Consider the following 16,574-nt stretch of genomic DNA (forward strand, 5'->3'; position numbering starts at 1 on the left):
CCCACTTTCCTCATACCACGTCAGAACGAAATGGGGGGCGCCGCAAACAACAGGCGACCATGGAAATGACGAGCCATGAAGTTGACGGGCCCGCGACTGCACAGTGTCGGGAGGCAAGCACCGATCTCGATCCGAAACGCCGCCCGAAACACCGCCCAAAACGCCATCATTGGCTATTGCTTCTCTCCCTCGCGGCGGTGCTGGCGACAGGCATCTGGGTCTTCGCCAGCACCCGATCCATCCCGGCGGGAAGCGCATATATGCTTCACCCGGTCGAACGCGGCGATCTTGTCGCACAGGTGGCGACAACGGCGGTGTTGCGCCCTCGCACCCAGATCGAGATATCGAGCGAACTGAAAGGCACGGTGCAGTCGGTTCCTGTGCAACAGAGCCAGCGCATCCGGCGTGGAGACATCCTGGCAACACTCGATTCCACTGTGTTCCAATATGCCGTCGAGCGGGCAGAGGCGCTGGTGGCAACGGCAAGGGCGAGCCTGTCCGACGCCGAGATTTCCTTGCGCGAAGCCGAACGCAAGCTCGAAAGAGCCCAGGCCCTGAAAGCGAGAAGTGCACTCAGCGAGCAAAAGCTCGAAGACATGCAGGCCGAACGCGATCGTGCCCGAAACAAGGTCGCTACCGCACGAGCCGATCTTGCGGCCAATGAGGCCGATCTCAAGCTGAGGCGCTTCGACCTCAGCCGGACCACGATCCGCTCCCCGATCGACGGGGTGGTATTGGCGCGCAAGGCCGAGCCTGGCAAAACGATGTTCGCCTCTTCAGACGACGGGGTGCTCTTTATTCTCGCCGAGAATCTGGAGCAGATGGAACTGGTCGCGAAGATCAACGAGGCCGATATCGGCACGGTCCAACCTGGGCAACAGTCGAGTTTTACCGTCGAAGCCTATCCCGACCAGACCTTCAGCGCGACAATCCGTGATGTCTCTTTCGCCCACAAGACCGAAAACGATGTGGTGACCTATGAGGCAAACCTCGATGTACGCAACATGGACCTCAGATTGCGTCCAGGCATGACGGCCTCTGTTTCGATCAAGACAGACGAAGCGCACGAAGCTCTCCTCATCCCCACCAGCGCGCTGCGCTATCGGCCACCCACCCTTGAAGAGGCATCCTCTCGGCTCCCTTCCGGCGAACCCGGCAATTCCGCGCTTGTCCACGTGCTTGAGAACGACGAGCCGAGGGCGGTCCGGGTGAAGCTTGGTGTGCGCAACTGGGAAAAAGCCGAGGTCGTCTCCGGCCTCTCGCTTGGGCAGAATGTGATCACCGGTGAACAGATCGGCGGACTGCTCCAATGAATGCGTCGATCCCGTCGACACCGCTTCTTGCCTTCACGAAGGTCTGGCGCAGCTATGGCGAAGGCGAAATGCAGATCCATGCGCTCGCGGATGTGAGTTTCGAGATCGAGAAAGGGGCATTCGTTGCGGTAACCGGGCCGTCGGGTTCGGGAAAATCCACCGCAATGAATATTCTGGGCTCTCTCGATACCCCCACCCGTGGCGCCTATTATTTTATGGGCAACGACGCCGGCGGCCTCGATAAAGTGAAGCGCGCCGAACTGCGCAACCGGCATATCGGCTTTGTGTTTCAGGGTTACAACCTGCTGCCACGGACCACCGCGCTCGAAAACGTGGAATTGCCTCTGGTCTATCGCGGCCTCTCGGCCCACACACGTCGCACCCTGGCCAGAAGGGCGCTGGCGCAAGTCGGGCTTGAGGGGCGTGAAGATCACACACCAAGCGCCCTCTCCGGCGGTCAACAGCAACGGGTTGCGATCGCGCGCGCACTCGTCTCGGAACCGACACTGCTCGTGGCCGACGAACCGACCGGAAATCTGGACACCGGGCGCAGTCACGAGATCATGGCGCTTCTCACAGGCCTCAATCGGCAGCAGGGCCTGACCATAGTGATGGTCACTCACGAGGCAGATATCGCAGCCTTTGCCGGCAGGCAGATCGGCTTTCGCGACGGGCGGATCGCCTTTGACAGCAGTGCGGGGGCGACAGGCTGATGCTCCTGGAATCGGTTCACCTGGCGCTTCTCTCCATCGCCCGTAACAAGATGCGCTCCCTTCTCACACTGCTCGGAGTGATTATCGGCGTCGCCGCGGTAATCTCACTCCTCACGATCGGTGGCGGAGCCCGGGAAAGAATCCGCTCCGAAATGGCCGGCCTCGGAAGCCGCTTGATCTTCGTGTTTGCCGGCGTTCCCCCGGATCCCTCTGTGCCGGCTGGCGTAAAGGCACGCGCGCTGACAAACATGCATCTCATCAATCTCGAAAGATCTGTCAGCGAATACGCCATCGTTGCAGGATATGCGGAGACCCCACTTCGCATTTCTTATGGAGCACGGGGGCTCCCTGGTCGACTTCTGGGCGTCAGCCGCGCCTATTTCGCTCTGCGCGAATGGCCTTTGCGACGCGGACGCTTGCCCACTCCCCTGGAACTGGCCAGCAATGCCAGCATTTGCGTGGTTGGAAGCAAGGTATCAGAAGCACTTTTCGGGATAGAAAACCCGGTCGGCGCCCGCATTCGTCTTGGCCCCTCCCACTGTCGTGTCGTCGGCGAACTTTCCGACAGGGGCGCTTCTTTTTCCGGGGATCAGGACACTATCGTGATGATGCCGCTCGGGCTGTTTCAAACCCGGATCAGCGGCAAGAACGAGGTTGACCAGATATTGATCAACGCGCCCAACGAGGCATCAATCCCCGGTCTCAAAACGAAGGTGGCAGAGGAAATGCGCCCTCTTCGCCGCATTGTTCCGGGCCAGAATGATGACTTCCAGGTGGAGGACATGGCTGAGTATATGCGCCAGGCAAGCAGCATCATCGGGAATGTCACGGCGATACTCGGCGCGATCGCCGCCATCAGCCTTCTGGTCGGTGGAATAGGCATCATGAACATCATGCTGGTATCGGTAACCGAACGCACCCGCGAAATCGGCATCCGCATGGCCATCGGTGCCCGTCAGCGCGATATTCTGGTTCAGTTTTTGACGGAAGCCTCTGTTCTGTCACTGCTCGGAGGTTTGATCGGTATAGGCACCGGCCTTGCCATTGCCTGGGCCGTAACCGCCTTCATGAATGTCGACTTCGTGCCCAGCCTCGCCGCGATCGCAGCAATCGCTGCCGTTTCTATGCTCATCGGCATCGTCTTCGGCTTTTTCCCGGCACTGCGCGGCGCCCGTCTTGATCCGATCGAGGCCCTTCGGCACGAATGATTGCTGATACCGGCTCTTCGCCCGGTCAGGTTATATCGAGTTGAACCACCACCGGACAATGATCGGAAGCTTTGGGGCGGTCCCAGCCTACGCGAGGAAAGCGGGGTATGTCTTGATCCGGCGGAAAGATCGTGCGCCAGGGCTGTCCGGAGCGGATGATCTCGGGCACGGCACGGGGGTTGCGTGCGGCGAGCCCTTTCGAGGCAAGCAGGTAATCGAGCTGGCAGAGATGCCGTTCCTCCGGTCCCCTGGTGTGATAAAGCGTCCAGCGATCCAACTCGGGCCGGCGCTCTACCAGGTTTTCGCAGAAGCCACCGGCCGTCAGCGTGTTGATGCTCGAAAGCGCCTCCTGCACAGGCTCAAACCTGTATCCCTCATGCGCTTCTCCCGAAATGACGACGCGCTCGCGATAGTCGTTCAAATCGCCGCAAACCACCCAGCGCTTGGAAGAGGCCCGCTCCTCACCGCCAAAACGCTCCTCGATGATGCGTCGGACAGCAGCGGCCTCGGCCATTCGCACAGGCATCGACGCCGTGCGTCCATCCATGCCGTTTCGCGGCGGGCTCATCGCCTTGAAATGGACAACGTAGAGCGACATCGGGCGGCCCCCGACCTTGATGTCCAGCTCCAGGCAATCCCTGCGGAAGATGCGGTCCTGCGGATTGATACCAAGGTCAGCCAGCGCATCGTTATGAAGGTCCAGATCCGAGAAAGTCACATGGGCATGACTGGTCATGCGCTCGAATTCGATTGGCTGGCCATGCGCAGTCATTGGCCGCATCATCACCGCCACATCGATACCGCGTGAATCATTGCCCGAAGCAGAATACTTCTCGCGGTAACCGTTCCCGATCATCTTGAAGAGATAGCCATACTCGAACGCCTTGAGCGCGGCGAGATTATCGACTTCCTGAAGGCACAGAATATCTGCTCGGGTCGCTGCGATGGCAAGTGCAGTCAATTGCCTCGCATCATCCGTCAACGCTACGGCTCGCGCCTGTTCAAGTGCACGATAATGCGCTTCATCCTCGATCTCATAGAGCGACAGCGCGCGGTCGCGATGCAAATCGTTGCGGAAACCGGAGAAATCGAACCGGTTCATCAGATTTTCGACGTTGAAGGTGGCGAGCCGGAGCGACATGCAAGAACGTTTAAACGCTGCAGCACGGATTACAAGCCTCGGTTCAGCCCAGAAACGGCAACGTTTCCATTCATCACACGTTCATGGAGATTGTGCTTGCTTCTGATACTATAAGCATCTCTGACATTGCTTGTTTAAAGGGATGAAGGGGCTTGTTGGGGTCTGGAAACCAGGAGACCACTATGAAACACGGACTGACAAAATTCGCTTGTTCGGGCCTGATCGCGCTTGGCTTTATCGTCTTCGGCGCACCTGCCAATGCCAATGCGCTCGGTATCGTCGGCAGCGCGGCTTCGGGAGCGGTAGAGCGTTCAGCAAGTGAAGCGCCTTTGACGCAGGTAAACCACCGCAATCACAGGAAATGGCGCCACCACAAGCAACGCCGCAATTGGCACCGGCATCGCCCGCGTGCAGGCTTTTACCTGGAGTTCGGCCGGCCAGCTCCCTATTACTACCGGCCTCATCATGTCCGCCCCCGGCCCGTACGCCCTTACTACGGCCAGCCGGTGAGGCTGTCGCGCGCGCATGTACGCTGGTGCCACAATCGCTATCGTTCCTATCGCGCTTCCGACAACACTTTTCAGCCCTATCACGGCCCACGTCGGCCCTGCCGTTCGCCATACTACCGATAGGCAGAGGACCTGAATTCTGGAAATGGCGCGGTCCGTCCGCGCCATTTTCATATGGAGCATCTGCTGTCGCGCCGACTTGAAGCGATGTTTACGACAATTCTCCTTTTCAACCTTGAAGACGCAATGGAGAATCCGGATTTATATCTGGAGTTGTTCATTATGCACTTTTCAAAAGCTGTTCTTGTTATTGCTCTTTGCCTGGCAGGCACGCAAATGGCGACCGCCGGTCGGCTTTTTTCGACAACCAGCAACCGCATTTGCCTGGACAGCTGGAACGAACGTCGCACGATGCGGCATCTCTTTCCCGGCCGAATGCAGTTGACACTGGGCGACATGCATCGTCGCCATTGGCTCGAGCGTTGCCGCACTGCCTATCGCTTAAACCATCGCACCAATCCCTCATGGTCGCCCTGGCATGATCCGCATGGCCGCTTTGCTGGCTATTTCTACGGTTTCAACGATGTGTACGGTCCAGGTCGGCCATTGTTGAGACCACGCCATGGAAGTCGGTCGTTCTATTGGCGCTATGAGCCAGCGCAGCGCACAGGGGTGGCACGCCCATATCCGAGCCATAACGCGCGCGCCGCGCATCTGGCTTGGTGCAGCGGAAAATACCGTTCGTTTCGCGCTTCAGACAACACGTTCCAGCCCCATCGCGGTCCACGCAAACGCTGTGTATCTCCTTACGGCCGATAGGTTGGCTACCTGAAAAAAAGACGCGTGCCTCACCCGCGAAACAGCGCCCGATAAGCTCTTGGGGTCATGCCTCGCAAAGCCTTGAACTGCCGGTTGAAATTGGCCAGCGAGTGATAGCCGACCGCTGCAGCCACGTGCCCGATTGGCTGATCATTTGAGGACAGCCGCATGCAGGCTTCACCAATGCGCAGCCGCATTACGTAGTCCGAAATGCTGGTGCGCGTATGCCGGCGAAACAGACGATGCAAACCGGAGGAACTGAGCGCTGCAATCTCGGCCAGCTCCGCGTTGGTAATCCGCTCCGCGTAGTGGGTATGAATATGCAAAAGAACGCGATCTATCCGTTCGCGGTCCGCCCGATCGAGATCACGCGCCGCCACCGTGCTTGCAAGAGATTCCGCATCCGTGTCTGCTGCCAGAAGCAGCAATACCCGCACCAGCGCCAGAAACCGCTCGGCCAACTCCGCCTCGAAAAGTGCCTCGATCAGGGGCCGCGCCCGTGCGGAAACCTCTGCCGAAAAGGCAAGTCCGGTCTCTGCGCGCGACAAGAGCCCTCCTATGGGGCGCAGCTCCGCAAACCCCTCCCCCAGTGCCGCCGCCCATTCGTGACGAAACCACATGACCAGCGCCACATGGGGCAGAGAGGGGTTCCGCCGCGTCCGGGAAGCCCATGTATGCGGCAGGTTCGCGCCCACCAGAACCAGATCGCCATCATCATATTCCCCCACATGATCGCCGACGAAACGCTGCCCCGTGGAGTTGAGCGTCAACGTCAACTCGTATTCGGGATGATGGTGCCACTCGAAAGGAATACCATCCTCGAGTCGACGATTGAGCATGCTCCAGGAGGCACCCGGCACCTTGGGCAATGTCTCAAGAAACGGCCTCATCCAGCGCTCCACAGCCTCAGAAGGCCATAATCGTATCAATATTGGCGACGAGAGTACAACATCGCCCTGGGGGCCGCGGTATTCTGATCCCTGTAAGTAGGAATATTCGGGAGGAAACCATGCAAGAAGCGGCCATCAAGCGCGATGCGCACCCCTCAACCAGCAAGGTTGGCACGCAGCTTAAAGACATCAAGAAGACACTGCCACTGCGTGTGCTTTCTAAAGACGACTGGCAGCATTGGATCACGAAGGGCTACGTCATTGTACGTCAGGCCGTGCCCCGCGAGAATGTCGAGCGTCTGGTGGAGCTCCTATGGGAGTTCGACGAAAAAGACCCCAAAGACCCGGCCACCTGGTACGCCCCGCAGCGCCGCGAGCATAAAATGAAAGAGCTCAACAACACCGGCATGCTGGAGATCTACAATCACCAGTATCTGTGGGATAATCGTATGGAAAAGCGCGTCTACGATGCCTTCGTCGACATCTGGGACCGCGAAGACCTCTGGGTCACCATCGACCGTGCCAATCTGAACGTGCCGAAGAAAGCTCCCGGCAATCCCAACGGCTTCATCCACTGGGATGCCGACACATCGCTCCGCCCCCTGCCCATCGGCGTTCAGGGCGTCTTGAGCCTGAAGAAGCAGGACGGCGATGTCGGCGGTTTCCAGTGCATTCCCGAGCTCTTCGAGCATTTCGATGACTGGGTGAAGACCCAGCCTGTCGACCGCGATCCCATGCATCCGGACACGGCTGGTTTCAAGATCACCAACATCGACATGGAGGCAGGAGACCTGTTGATTTTCAACTCGCTCCTGGCACATGGCGTGCGCCCCAACCATTCGAAGGACCGGGTTCGGATGGCACAATACATCTCGATGCACCCCGCCGAATTCGAAAATGAGCAAGAGCGCCTCGAACGCATCCGCCTCTGGCGCGAACTCGACCACCCCAAGCGCGACGCCTTCCCCGGCGACCCGCGCGAATGGGAAAAGAACAACGCGAAGACGGCGAAGCTTACGGAACTGGGGGAAAAGCTTCTGGGGCTGATGGAATGGGATTGAGACGTGAGATCACGAGAAGGGTTTGCTGTCCGAGGCGAACCCTTGCCGTCGCATAATTGAAAAGAAGCATCAGGGTTCAGGATTTATCGCTTTCGATGGAAGGCAAACCGCTTCCCTCTGGGCAGGGATAAGGCTTTGTTATGCCTGCCCGCTTTGTCCGTCTTCGACACTTCTTGAAAAAGGACAAACACAAATTTGCCGCAAACAATGAATAAAAAGGCAAGCATAGAAGAAACTAATGCTTTAAAGAATAACGGTTTTAGGCAATGAATAGAATATCAATTTCAATTTTATCAATGATCGTAATAAGCGGATCTGCACTCGCTGCGGATGATACTTCCAATCTCGATCGATTCGAAGTGAGCGCTGAAGAAATCACAGTGGACGACACCAACATTATGCATGCCAACGGCAATGTCGTCCTAACCGATGAGCGCACAGAAATCCGTCTGGACAAGGCCAAGATCTCCTTCAAGGACGGCAAAACCATCATTGATGCGCGCGTCGCAAAATAGGCTAGCCGTGCCGGACGGGATTTACGTCCGGCACTCGCCCCCTCACGCAAGCGCCACGCCGATCTCCGTCAGGCTGCGCCAGCGGATGCTGGCTTGGCGGACACGGTCGCTGCCTTCGATCTCGACATAAACTTCATCGGGAATGACCCAGTATATCGCCACGCATCCGGCCGAACACGGAAACGAGGAAGAACACCTCCGCCTCTGGCGCGAACTCGACCACCCCAAGCGCGACGCCTTCCCCGGCGACCCGCGCGAATGGGAAAAGAACAACGCGAAGACGGCGAAGCTCACGGAGCTGAGGGAAAAGCTTCTGGGCCTTGAACCCTGGCCGCTAACAGCCTGAACAGGCTAGTCAATTCACGACAAACCAAGGCCCTGGGCATATCGTCACTCTCCTGTCAGCGCACGCGCTCCTGGCAGGAGAGGACTGATGTCGAACCCTTTTGACAGGGTCACAACGCCTGTCTCGGTGTTGATCAGACAGACGAGCACGGGACGATAGGCGTCCGTCAGTCGCGGGCCGGCCACCACCGCCACGTCATAGCCTGGCAACCCACCGGCGTCCGGCAAGACAATCGGATTCTGCCAGGTCTCGCGGGCCGCCTCGCCGCAACGCGAACTGACCTCCATCTGCCTTTCGAACTTGATGGACACGTCTTCAGCTGAAGCCATTCCGGGGAAAAGGAACAAGGGTAAAAATGCAAATTTACAAAATAAGCGCATTGCAAAACCGTTTTAATAAATACAAAAATCATGCGCTCTATACTGGTTTGAATGGATGTTTTCATCAAGTAAAAATAATATAACTATTTATCAAAGCGATATTATTATCTTGAATTACGCAAAAACATAAAGTAAATTTTCATGTAGGGCAAGAATTTACCCAAAGGCAACTCCGATCTCCGTCAGGCTGCGCCAGCAGATCTTGGCCCGGCGCACGCGATCACTGCCCTCAATCTCGACGTAAAATTCATCCGGCACGGCACAGATGTCACAGAAGCGGATGCGCGCGCCGCTCTCGCTGAGATCACGCACCATACCCAGAAGCATGCAGGCGCCGTTGTTCCAGAAGAGCCGGGCACGTCGCTCCACGGGATCGCGCGGTTCGTTGCGACGCTCGGTCGAAACCGTGCGCCCGGAAGGTAATCGTCTTTCCATGTCCGAAATCATCACCATCTCCTCGCATTTGCCCGCTTCTGGAGGACCACGCAGCGAAAATTGTGCCAGCATGTCCGTTTCATGGTGGGACAGGCAGATGAAGGACCGGTAAAGAAAAAGGCCGCGGGCGATGCCGCGGCCTTCTCTCTGAGACTTTGGGAAAGATCAGTTCTTTTCCTTGTCCACCAATTTGTTCTTGGAAATCCACGGCATCATGCCACGCAGCTTCTCGCCCACTTCCTCGATCGGATGCTCGTCGTTCAGGCGACGGGTTGCCTTGAAGCGGGCCGCACCGGCGTGCCACTCCTGCATCCACTCGGTGGTGAAACGGCCGGACTGGATGTCCTGCAGAACGCGCTTCATCTCTGCCTTGGTCTCTGCCGTGATGATGCGCGGGCCCGTGACATACTCGCCCCACTCTGCGGTGTTGGAGATCGAGTAGTTCATGTTTGCAATGCCGCCCTCATAGATGAGGTCGACGATCAGCTTCACTTCGTGCAGGCACTCGAAATAAGCCATTTCCGGGGCATAGCCGCCCTCGACCAGCGTCTCGAAGCCGGCGCGGATGAGCTCGACCAGACCACCGCACAGAACCACCTGTTCACCGAAGAGATCCGTCTCGCACTCTTCGCGGAACGTGGTCTCGATGATGCCCGAACGGCCGCCACCCACGCCGCAGGCATAGGAAAGGCCAAGGTCCAGCGCATTGCCGGAAGCGTCCTGGTGAACGGCAACCAGGCACGGCACGCCGCCGCCCTTCTCATATTCGCCGCGCACCGTGTGGCCCGGGCCCTTCGGCGCGACCATCAGCACGTCGACGGTCTTCTTCGGCTCGATCAGGCCGAAATGCACGTTAAGGCCATGCGCGAAGGCAATGGCCGCACCGTCGCGGATGTTCGGCGCGATCTCGGAATTGTAGATGCCGGCCTGCAGCTCGTCGGGCGTGGCCATCATCATCAGGTCGGCCCATGCGGCCGCCTCTGCCACCGACATCACCTTCAGGCCGTCTGCCTCCACCTTCTTGGCAGTCGCAGAGCCCGGACGCAGCGCCACGGCGATGTCCTTGGCGCCTGAGTCCTTCAGGTTCAGCGCGTGCGCGCGTCCCTGGCTGCCATACCCGATAATGGCGACCTTCTTGCTCTTGATGAGGTTGAGATCGGCATCGCGATCGTAATACACCCGCATACTCAGTTCCTTTCCTGATCCAACTTGATGTTGTCCGTTTCCGACTGCCTAGCCCCTGTCCCGGCTTGCCGTCTCCTCTTTTCGCGCTCCAAAGAGCACGAAAAACTGCTCCACCGCCTCCTCTGCGAGCGCGGCATGATTTCCCGACCGGCTTACACCGGCCTCGCCCAAAAGCATGCGCACGTGAAGATCGCGCACGATCAGGCCGTAAAATGTGTGATAGGCAGCATCCCGATCCCCATAGGCGATCAACCCACGCTGTCGGCCCGCCTCAAGAAGCGCACCCGCACGCTTGTCGATGCCATGTCTGCCCCGTTCGATCAGAAGCGCCCCCAGCCGGCTGCCTTCGCGGCTCGCCTGCCCGATCGCCAGCCGGTTGAGCGCCAGCGAAACATCCCCGCTCAACACCTGTAGAAGATCATTGGCGAAATCCACCAAATGCGCGCGAAAGCGGCCATGGTCGAGCTTCTCGCCACCGTCAATCCGCGCACGCACCTTGCTCGCCTGATGGGCGATCATCGCGGCCAGAAGCCCGTCGCGATCGCCAAACCATTTGTACAGGCTTTCCTTGGAGCAATTGGCCGCCCGTGCGAGACCCGCGGTCGTCAGTGCGCGTTCACCGCCCTCCACCAGAAGACCGAGCGCCTTGTCCAGAACCGCGCGTTGGCGCGGTGTATATTCGTCCTGCATTTCCGGCATGTGGCGCACGAAGACTTCTGATCCCGCTTGTATATCGTACCGTACGGTACGGTTCTGTCACACCAACCGACGGATTGCAAGCCGGATCGTCAGCCAAAGTCCGCCTTTCGGAACAGCATTGAAGAGAGGCAAGCAACCCCGCATCTGGGCAGGAGACGGGGAGCTCATGGGCATTCCGACGATGCCCGGAGCATTCGCTACGCGGCAGCACAGGCCATGTCAGGAAAACCGACGGAGCTCTAGCGTCCGCACTGGCGCATCTGCTGAGCATAGCGTTGGGCCATGCTGGCGGCCTTTCGCGCCGACTTCTGCATTTGGGGATTGTTACGCCACACCCCGCGCCGATACCCCGCATGCCCGGCATAATAGTTGAGATAAAGCCCATAGGCGTCGTTGAGAGCGACACCGTTGGTCCTGTGGCTGGTCTGATGATACCAGCCGACAAAGTCCACCGCATCGGCGAAACTCGTGCGCCGCGCCATCAGATTCCCGGTTTCGCGCTTGTAGCGCTCCCAGGTGCCATCGAGCGCCTGCGAATAGCCATAGGCACTCGAAGCACGTTTCCAGGGGATGAAACCGAGCAACTTCCGGCGCGGTGGGCGCGCATCGGCGTCAAAACCGGATTCGATCCGGATCGTCGCCATCAAAACCTCCGCAGGCACGCCATACTTGCGCTCTACACGCTTGGCCTGCGTGTACCAGCCGCCGAAAAAGCCCTGCTTCTGGTCGAAAACTGTACAAACGTTGTTGATGCTGCGCGGCGTCGAAGCACAACCTGCCAACGCCAGCGCGAGCAGAATGATCACTGCAGCTATACGCATGGAACACCTCAAAACCCGCGTCCCTTGCATTAGCTGGCGAGTCCTAAGAAACCCTGTGTGCAGACGTTAACACTCTGGGCAATTCCGTGACGAGGTTCCACTCAAACGGAGCGAAAGCTTACCCCTCGCACGCCCGCATGAAGCGGCGCACCGTCTCCGTCATGCCAAATTCCAGCGCATCGGCAGTGAGCCCATGCCCGATAGAGACTTCACAGAGGCCGGGTATGCGACGCGCGAGCGCAGGAAGGTTCGCCACCGTCAAATCGTGGCCCGCATTGACCCCGAGCCCATTGTCCGCGGCAGCGTCCGCCGTTTTTCCGAGCTTTTCCAGCTCGATAGCCGCTTTTCCGGAATCATCGTGGCAAGCACCATATGGCCCTGTGTACAATTCGATCCGGTCAGCCCCCAGCGCGGCCGCAGCCGGCACCTGCTCGGGGTCCGGGTCGGCAAAGAGCGAAACCCGAAAACCCTGCTTCTTCAACCGCGCGATCACGGGACGGAGAAAGTCGCCCTGCCCGGCAAAATCCCAGCCATGGTCCGAGGTCGCCTGCGCCGGGTCGTCGGGCACTAGCGTGACCTGTTCCGGCTGGTGCTCTTCCACGAGGGCAAGAAAATCCTCGGTGGGAAACCCCTCGATGTTGAACTCACGATCAGGAAAACCGTCATCCAGCAGCGCCCGGATCTCCGGAAGATCGGAAAAGCGGATATGCCGTTCATCCGGGCGGGGATGAACAGTCAGCCCGCAGGCGCCTGCCTCCAGTGCAATCCGCCCAAGCCCTGTAACGCTCGGCCATGGCAGGTCGCGCCGATTGCGCAGCATGGCGACAGCATTGAGATTGACGGAGAGTTTTGCCGGCATTGTCGATTTCTGCTTTCTGAATCGTTGGCATTGTCCCTGCTCCATAGCGCGATCAGGCGGGAACGGACAGGCCCGGACAGCGTTGATAATACAGGCAGCACGCGGTCAGGAGAGAAAAATGACCATCAACGACACGCCCCCGAACGTGCGACGCATCGAGACCAGTCGCGAGGATGCCTATGCTTTTGAGGTCGTGGGGCATATCACGGCAGCCGATGTGGAAAACCTCTACGGCCTTCTCGAAGGCGCTTATGAGGTGCATGACAAGATCGACCTGCTCGTCATCATCCATGACTATGAAGGCTTTGACTGGCAGGCAGCCTTCAAGGAACAGACGATACTGGGCAAGACCCACGCGCTGAAACATATTCGCAAATATGCTGTAGCAGGGGGACCGGGCTGGATGGGCACGACCATCGCCCTTTTCCGCCCGTTCTTCACCATGGAAATGGAATATTTCCCTTATGAGAAGGTCGAGGAGGCGTGGAAGTGGCTGGGTGCCAAACCCGCTTCTCCACCAGCGTGATCAGCGCCAATGAAAATCCAGAAAAAGTCGAAACGCTCTACCGCACGATGGTGAGCCGTTCGGAAGCGCGGGTAATCGCCGTATAGAGCCAGCGCTGACGGGTGTCGCGGAAAGCATAGCTCTCATCGAAGAGCACCACCTCGTCCCATTGCGAGCCCTGCGCCTTGTGAACCGTCAGGGCATAGCCATAATCGAAATCGTCAAACCGCTTCTTGGTCTGCCAGGGAATCTCCGCCTCCGGATCTTCAAAAGCCGCCTTCAACAGCTTGATCTTGGACACACCGCGGTCGGGATCGTCTTCTTCGGGAGAAACCAGAAGATTGATGCCCGGCTTCACTGTCTCCTTCGATGAGGTCATCACCTTCCACAGCGACCCGTTGAGCAGCCCCTTGGCCGGATCATTGCGCAAGCATACGAGCTTGTCTCCAGCCTGCGGGTAGTCGGCATCAAACCCTTTCAACTCACGCAGGCGTTGGTTGTAGCGCCGGCGTGTTCGGTTGGTCCCCACCAGAACCTGGTCGGCAGAAAGCACAAGATCCTGATCGACCTCAGCCTTGGAAATCACCTTGGCAGCCCCATAATCGCCAAAGGTGATGTCGCGGCCTTCACGCACATCGAGAGCGAGCTGAATGATGGGGTTGTCCCGAGCTTGCCGATGAATCTCGGTGAGAAGATGATCAGGCTCGTGCTCGGTGAAAAATCCACCGCCCGAAATCGGCGGAAGCTGACCGGGATCGCCCAGGACCAGGATCGGCGTTCCGAACGACATCAGGTCCCGCCCGAGCGCCTCGTCAACCATGGAGCATTCGTCGATAATCACCATGGCTGCCTTGGCGATAGGGCTCTGCCGGTTGAGCGAGAACGTTGGAGAAATGGACGTGCGGCCCGTCAACTCGTCCTCCACCTCCTCCTCTCCACGCGGACGATAGATCAGCGAATGAATGGTGCGAGCATTGGTGGCACCGCGCGAGCGCAAAACCTGGGCGGCCTTGCCGGTAAAGGCAGCAAACTGAACATCGCCGTCCACATGTTCGGCGAAATAGCGCGCCAGTGTCGTCTTGCCTGTTCCGGCGTAGCCGAACAGACGAAAAATCTGGCTTTGCCCGGCTTTGAGCCAGCGGGCCACGGCGTTAAGCGCCGCATCCTGTTGCGGGGAGAATTCCATACGGCCCAGAAAGCAGATTCGCTCCCGCCTGAACAGGCCGCAACGGAGCTATTGATAAGGAGAAAAATCCCGGCCTGGCCAGGTGGTGACCGGAGGCTCCGGCATGACATCCTCTCCCAAATGGCTAGAGACGTGAAAGATGTCTTGCCAGAGTTCGTCGGTTCCCCTGTCACTTAGCACCCGGAGCATGACAAGATAACGTTTGCGTGCTCGCACACCACAGACCGGTGGCGAACGGAGGCTGTATAGCCTTCGCCACCGTTGGGCGCGCTCACGAACCACATAATAGCCGTTCCCGGCTGGATCCTCGAAACTCGCCTCGATGATCATACCGTGACGGAGCGGACGAACTTCCTTGACCGAAAGATCGTATCGGATCTCCGCCTTGTTGTGATCAACGGTAAAGCCTCCCCCAACGATATTGAGCAACGGCTTCTTGGCAGGTGGTTCATAGGTGAGCCAACCAATGGCGAACAGAACAATTGAAACCGCGAATGTGCACAGGAACAACCGCCAGGTCACCGTGGCTTCATCGAGTCTCGGCATCCGACCACTCCACCGCGCTGCGGGAAGCATTTAAGATAGCCAGCTAATATTTTATATGCAAGCAGGGAGGTTTGATTGCCGCCGCTTCAACTCGTCCTGGAGGTCAAACTCAAGCAGATGGCGCTAGCGAAGCATCGGCCACAGCGTCGCGGCAAGCGCGATGCCCATGGCGATGTTGAACCATTTGAGGCGAACGGGGTCGGCCAGAAAGCCGCGCAGTGCAACGCCAAAACCGGCCCAAACGGACACGCTCGGGAAATTCACGATGACGAAAGCGAAGGTCACGAGAAACACGGTTAGAAACGGTGCCGCCGGATCCGTGTAAACCGCCATCGCTGTGAGGGCCATCACCCATGCCTTGGGGTTGACCCATTGAAAGGCAGCTGCTTCGACAAACGTCATTGGCTCGCCTTTTCCTCCCCGCGCTTCTCCCAGTGCGCGCGACATTGCAATGCGCCAGGCGAGATAAAGGAGGTAAGCGCCTCCAACAATCTTCAAGACGGTGTGGAGTGCCGGAACCGCGGTGAGCACTGCGCCGAGACCGAAGCCAACAGCCAGAAGCAACGAAGCAAAACCGCCGGCAATGCCGAACATGTGCGGAATTGTACGGCGAAAGCCAAAATTCACGCCCGAGGCCAACAGCATGAAATTGTTGGGGCCCGGCGTGACAGAAGAGACGAAAGAGAAGACCAACAAGGCAAGGAAGACGTCGGGTGACATCCGTTTGCTCCCAGACAGCAACCCGGAGAGGGCATGAAGGTCAACATTATTGACCCGGTTTCCAGCGCAGGCCATGTGAAATTTGTCCCCCTGCGCCGGAAAATTGTCCCTCGTTCGGGCTGGTGCCCTACATTCCCTCCGGCCCCCGGTTCATTGCCGCAACACCCGTGCGGCAGACCTCCACCAGACCGAGCGGCTTCATGATGGCAATGAATTGCTCGATCTTCGAAACCCGCCCGGTGATCTCGAAGATGAAATGCTCTGTGTTGGCGTCGATCACCTGAGCACGGAAAGCGTCGGCAAGGCGAAGAGCCTCCACACGGTCGTCACCCTGCCCTCTCACCTTCACCAGCGCCAGCTCACGCTCCATCGGTCGATCATGGCCACGTTCGTCGGCCACCACCGAAAGATCAACCACGCGGTGGACGGGCACGATGCGCTCAAGCTGATGCTTGATCTGCTCAAGCACGTGGCCCGTGCCGCGCGTGACGATCGTGATCCGCGAAAGATGGCGCTCATGCTCCGTCTCCGAGACGGTCAGGCTGTCGATGTTGTATCCGCGACCGGAAAAAAGGCCGATCACGCGGGCAAGAACTCCCGGTTCGTTGTCCACGAGAACCGCCAGCGTGTGGGTTTGGGCGGCTTCCGTTTCCTTGGTAATGAAATAGGCAGAGCCGGTGGGTTGTAGTTGCGCGTTCATTGCGTGAATCTCTTCTGCAAAAC

Annotated in this window: 20 protein-coding genes and 1 pseudogene; 9 read left to right on the top strand and 12 right to left on the bottom strand. The window is 58.6% G+C overall.

Going from position 1 to position 16,574, the window contains the following annotated elements; genetic code table 11:
* The first annotated feature begins 65 nt into the window (after positions 1-65).
* The 3 genes from KW403_RS01485 to KW403_RS01495 are packed head-to-tail and all read left to right on the top strand — an operon-like array spanning position 66 to position 3,234.
* Positions 66-1,313, top strand: coding sequence for an efflux RND transporter periplasmic adaptor subunit (locus KW403_RS01485; protein ID WP_223021021.1), 1,248 nt, complete (start codon positions 66-68; stop codon positions 1,311-1,313).
* Positions 1,310-2,026 carry an ABC transporter ATP-binding protein gene (locus KW403_RS01490; RefSeq protein ID WP_223021022.1) on the top strand — a complete coding sequence of 239 codons (717 nt, stop codon included), beginning with the start codon at positions 1,310-1,312 and terminating at the stop codon, positions 2,024-2,026. Before KW403_RS01485 ends, KW403_RS01490 begins: the two co-directional genes overlap by 4 nt.
* Positions 2,026-3,234, top strand: a complete 1,209-nt coding sequence (locus KW403_RS01495; protein WP_223021023.1) for an ABC transporter permease — start codon at positions 2,026-2,028, stop codon at positions 3,232-3,234. Before KW403_RS01490 ends, KW403_RS01495 begins: the two co-directional genes overlap by 1 nt.
* 25 nt (positions 3,235-3,259) lie before the next feature.
* Here KW403_RS01495 and KW403_RS01500 read toward each other — a convergent pair whose 3' ends face one another.
* The gene (locus KW403_RS01500; RefSeq protein ID WP_223021024.1) at positions 3,260-4,375 is read right to left on the bottom strand and encodes an endonuclease/exonuclease/phosphatase family protein; all 1,116 of its coding nucleotides are present in this window, start codon (positions 4,373-4,375) and stop codon (positions 3,260-3,262) included.
* Positions 4,376-4,557: 182 nt separating this feature from the next.
* Between KW403_RS01500 and KW403_RS01505 the strand changes: the two genes are divergently transcribed.
* Both KW403_RS01505 and KW403_RS19305 read left to right on the top strand, forming a co-directional pair.
* The gene (locus KW403_RS01505; protein ID WP_223021025.1) at positions 4,558-5,007 is read left to right on the top strand and encodes a BA14K family protein; all 450 of its coding nucleotides are present in this window, start codon (positions 4,558-4,560) and stop codon (positions 5,005-5,007) included.
* A 51-nt stretch (positions 5,008-5,058) separates the two neighbouring features.
* Positions 5,059-5,703: a BA14K family protein gene (locus KW403_RS19305; RefSeq protein ID WP_246637853.1), complete on the top strand. Its 645-nt coding sequence runs from the start codon at positions 5,059-5,061 to the stop codon at positions 5,701-5,703.
* A 29-nt stretch (positions 5,704-5,732) separates the two neighbouring features.
* Here the strand turns inward: KW403_RS19305 and KW403_RS01515 are convergent, their stop codons facing one another.
* On the bottom strand, positions 5,733-6,593 hold the full coding sequence (locus KW403_RS01515; protein ID WP_223021026.1) for a helix-turn-helix domain-containing protein: 861 nt from the start codon (positions 6,591-6,593) through the stop codon (positions 5,733-5,735).
* 119 nt (positions 6,594-6,712) lie between these two features.
* Between KW403_RS01515 and KW403_RS01520 the strand changes: the two genes are divergently transcribed.
* From KW403_RS01520 to KW403_RS01525, 3 genes and pseudogenes are all read left to right on the top strand, one after another.
* A complete protein-coding gene (locus KW403_RS01520) occupies positions 6,713-7,654 on the top strand; it encodes a phytanoyl-CoA dioxygenase family protein (protein WP_223021027.1) in 942 nt (313 codons plus the stop codon).
* 380 nt (positions 7,655-8,034) lie between these two features.
* Complete coding sequence (locus KW403_RS19435) at positions 8,035-8,169, top strand: hypothetical protein (RefSeq protein WP_281425624.1); 135 nt, start codon at positions 8,035-8,037, stop codon at positions 8,167-8,169.
* Between the two features lie 142 nt (positions 8,170-8,311).
* Positions 8,312-8,515 (top strand): annotated as a pseudogene (locus KW403_RS01525) (phytanoyl-CoA dioxygenase family protein); the annotation flags it as partial.
* Positions 8,516-8,559: 44 nt separating this feature from the next.
* Here the strand turns inward: KW403_RS01525 and KW403_RS01530 are convergent.
* The 6 genes from KW403_RS01530 to KW403_RS01555 all read right to left on the bottom strand — a co-directional run bounded on the left by KW403_RS01530 (position 8,560) and on the right by KW403_RS01555 (position 12,894).
* Positions 8,560-8,826 carry a hypothetical protein gene (locus KW403_RS01530; RefSeq protein WP_223021028.1) on the bottom strand — a complete coding sequence of 89 codons (267 nt, stop codon included), beginning with the start codon at positions 8,824-8,826 and terminating at the stop codon, positions 8,560-8,562.
* A 225-nt stretch (positions 8,827-9,051) separates the two neighbouring features.
* Positions 9,052-9,402 (bottom strand): PilZ domain-containing protein, encoded by a 351-nt coding sequence (locus KW403_RS01535; protein WP_223021029.1) that lies wholly within the window; start codon positions 9,400-9,402, stop codon positions 9,052-9,054.
* Between the two features lie 93 nt (positions 9,403-9,495).
* On the bottom strand, positions 9,496-10,515 hold the full coding sequence (gene ilvC, locus KW403_RS01540) for a ketol-acid reductoisomerase (protein ID WP_223021030.1): 1,020 nt from the start codon (positions 10,513-10,515) through the stop codon (positions 9,496-9,498).
* Positions 10,516-10,563: 48 nt separating this feature from the next.
* On the bottom strand, positions 10,564-11,214 hold the full coding sequence (locus KW403_RS01545) for a TetR/AcrR family transcriptional regulator (RefSeq protein WP_223021031.1): 651 nt from the start codon (positions 11,212-11,214) through the stop codon (positions 10,564-10,566).
* Positions 11,215-11,453: 239 nt separating this feature from the next.
* Positions 11,454-12,035, bottom strand: coding sequence for a transglycosylase SLT domain-containing protein (locus KW403_RS01550; protein WP_223021032.1), 582 nt, complete (start codon positions 12,033-12,035; stop codon positions 11,454-11,456).
* Positions 12,036-12,153: 118 nt separating this feature from the next.
* Positions 12,154-12,894, bottom strand: coding sequence for a pyridoxine 5'-phosphate synthase (locus tag KW403_RS01555; protein ID WP_223021033.1), 741 nt, complete (start codon positions 12,892-12,894; stop codon positions 12,154-12,156).
* A 118-nt stretch (positions 12,895-13,012) separates the two neighbouring features.
* Here KW403_RS01555 and KW403_RS01560 point away from each other — a divergent pair, with 118 nt between their 5' ends.
* On the top strand, positions 13,013-13,420 hold the full coding sequence (locus KW403_RS01560; RefSeq protein WP_223021034.1) for a SpoIIAA family protein: 408 nt from the start codon (positions 13,013-13,015) through the stop codon (positions 13,418-13,420).
* A 37-nt stretch (positions 13,421-13,457) separates the two neighbouring features.
* Here the strand turns inward: KW403_RS01560 and KW403_RS01565 are convergent, their stop codons facing one another.
* The 4 genes from KW403_RS01565 to ilvN all read right to left on the bottom strand — a co-directional run bounded on the left by KW403_RS01565 (position 13,458) and on the right by ilvN (position 16,551).
* Positions 13,458-14,585 (bottom strand): ATP-dependent DNA helicase, encoded by a 1,128-nt coding sequence (locus KW403_RS01565; RefSeq protein WP_223021035.1) that lies wholly within the window; start codon positions 14,583-14,585, stop codon positions 13,458-13,460.
* Between the two features lie 48 nt (positions 14,586-14,633).
* Positions 14,634-15,131, bottom strand: a complete 498-nt coding sequence (locus KW403_RS01570; protein ID WP_223021036.1) for a hypothetical protein — start codon at positions 15,129-15,131, stop codon at positions 14,634-14,636.
* 123 nt (positions 15,132-15,254) lie between these two features.
* Positions 15,255-15,851, bottom strand: a complete 597-nt coding sequence (locus KW403_RS01575) for a LysE family translocator (protein ID WP_223021037.1) — start codon at positions 15,849-15,851, stop codon at positions 15,255-15,257.
* Positions 15,852-15,978: 127 nt separating this feature from the next.
* The gene (ilvN, locus tag KW403_RS01580; protein WP_223021038.1) at positions 15,979-16,551 is read right to left on the bottom strand and encodes an acetolactate synthase small subunit; all 573 of its coding nucleotides are present in this window, start codon (positions 16,549-16,551) and stop codon (positions 15,979-15,981) included.
* Positions 16,552-16,574: the final 23 nt, after the last annotated feature.

Source organism: Nitratireductor kimnyeongensis (assembly GCF_019891395.1).
GTDB lineage: Bacteria > Pseudomonadota > Alphaproteobacteria > Rhizobiales > Rhizobiaceae > Nitratireductor > Nitratireductor kimnyeongensis.

Excerpts from the sequence above, each read along its gene's own strand:
- KW403_RS01485 (WP_223021021.1), top strand. The coding sequence starts at position 66 with ATGACGAGCCATGAAGTTGACGGGCCCGCGACTGCACAGTGTCGGGAG.
- KW403_RS01490 (WP_223021022.1), top strand. The coding sequence starts at position 1,310 with ATGAATGCGTCGATCCCGTCGACACCGCTTCTTGCCTTCACGAAGGTC.
- KW403_RS01495 (WP_223021023.1), top strand. The coding sequence starts at position 2,026 with ATGCTCCTGGAATCGGTTCACCTGGCGCTTCTCTCCATCGCCCGTAAC.
- KW403_RS01500 (WP_223021024.1), bottom strand. The coding sequence starts at position 4,375 with ATGTCGCTCCGGCTCGCCACCTTCAACGTCGAAAATCTGATGAACCGG.
- KW403_RS01505 (WP_223021025.1), top strand. The coding sequence starts at position 4,558 with ATGAAACACGGACTGACAAAATTCGCTTGTTCGGGCCTGATCGCGCTT.
- KW403_RS19305 (WP_246637853.1), top strand. The coding sequence starts at position 5,059 with ATGGAGCATCTGCTGTCGCGCCGACTTGAAGCGATGTTTACGACAATT.
- KW403_RS01515 (WP_223021026.1), bottom strand. The coding sequence starts at position 6,593 with ATGAGGCCGTTTCTTGAGACATTGCCCAAGGTGCCGGGTGCCTCCTGG.
- KW403_RS01520 (WP_223021027.1), top strand. The coding sequence starts at position 6,713 with ATGCAAGAAGCGGCCATCAAGCGCGATGCGCACCCCTCAACCAGCAAG.
- KW403_RS01535 (WP_223021029.1), bottom strand. The coding sequence starts at position 9,402 with ATGCTGGCACAATTTTCGCTGCGTGGTCCTCCAGAAGCGGGCAAATGC.
- ilvC (WP_223021030.1), bottom strand. The coding sequence starts at position 10,515 with ATGCGGGTGTATTACGATCGCGATGCCGATCTCAACCTCATCAAGAGC.
- KW403_RS01545 (WP_223021031.1), bottom strand. The coding sequence starts at position 11,214 with ATGCCGGAAATGCAGGACGAATATACACCGCGCCAACGCGCGGTTCTG.
- KW403_RS01550 (WP_223021032.1), bottom strand. The coding sequence starts at position 12,035 with ATGCGTATAGCTGCAGTGATCATTCTGCTCGCGCTGGCGTTGGCAGGT.
- KW403_RS01555 (WP_223021033.1), bottom strand. The coding sequence starts at position 12,894 with ATGCCGGCAAAACTCTCCGTCAATCTCAATGCTGTCGCCATGCTGCGC.
- KW403_RS01560 (WP_223021034.1), top strand. The coding sequence starts at position 13,013 with ATGACCATCAACGACACGCCCCCGAACGTGCGACGCATCGAGACCAGT.
- KW403_RS01565 (WP_223021035.1), bottom strand. The coding sequence starts at position 14,585 with ATGGAATTCTCCCCGCAACAGGATGCGGCGCTTAACGCCGTGGCCCGC.
- KW403_RS01570 (WP_223021036.1), bottom strand. The coding sequence starts at position 15,131 with ATGCCGAGACTCGATGAAGCCACGGTGACCTGGCGGTTGTTCCTGTGC.
- KW403_RS01575 (WP_223021037.1), bottom strand. The coding sequence starts at position 15,851 with ATGTCACCCGACGTCTTCCTTGCCTTGTTGGTCTTCTCTTTCGTCTCT.
- ilvN (WP_223021038.1), bottom strand. The coding sequence starts at position 16,551 with ATGAACGCGCAACTACAACCCACCGGCTCTGCCTATTTCATTACCAAG.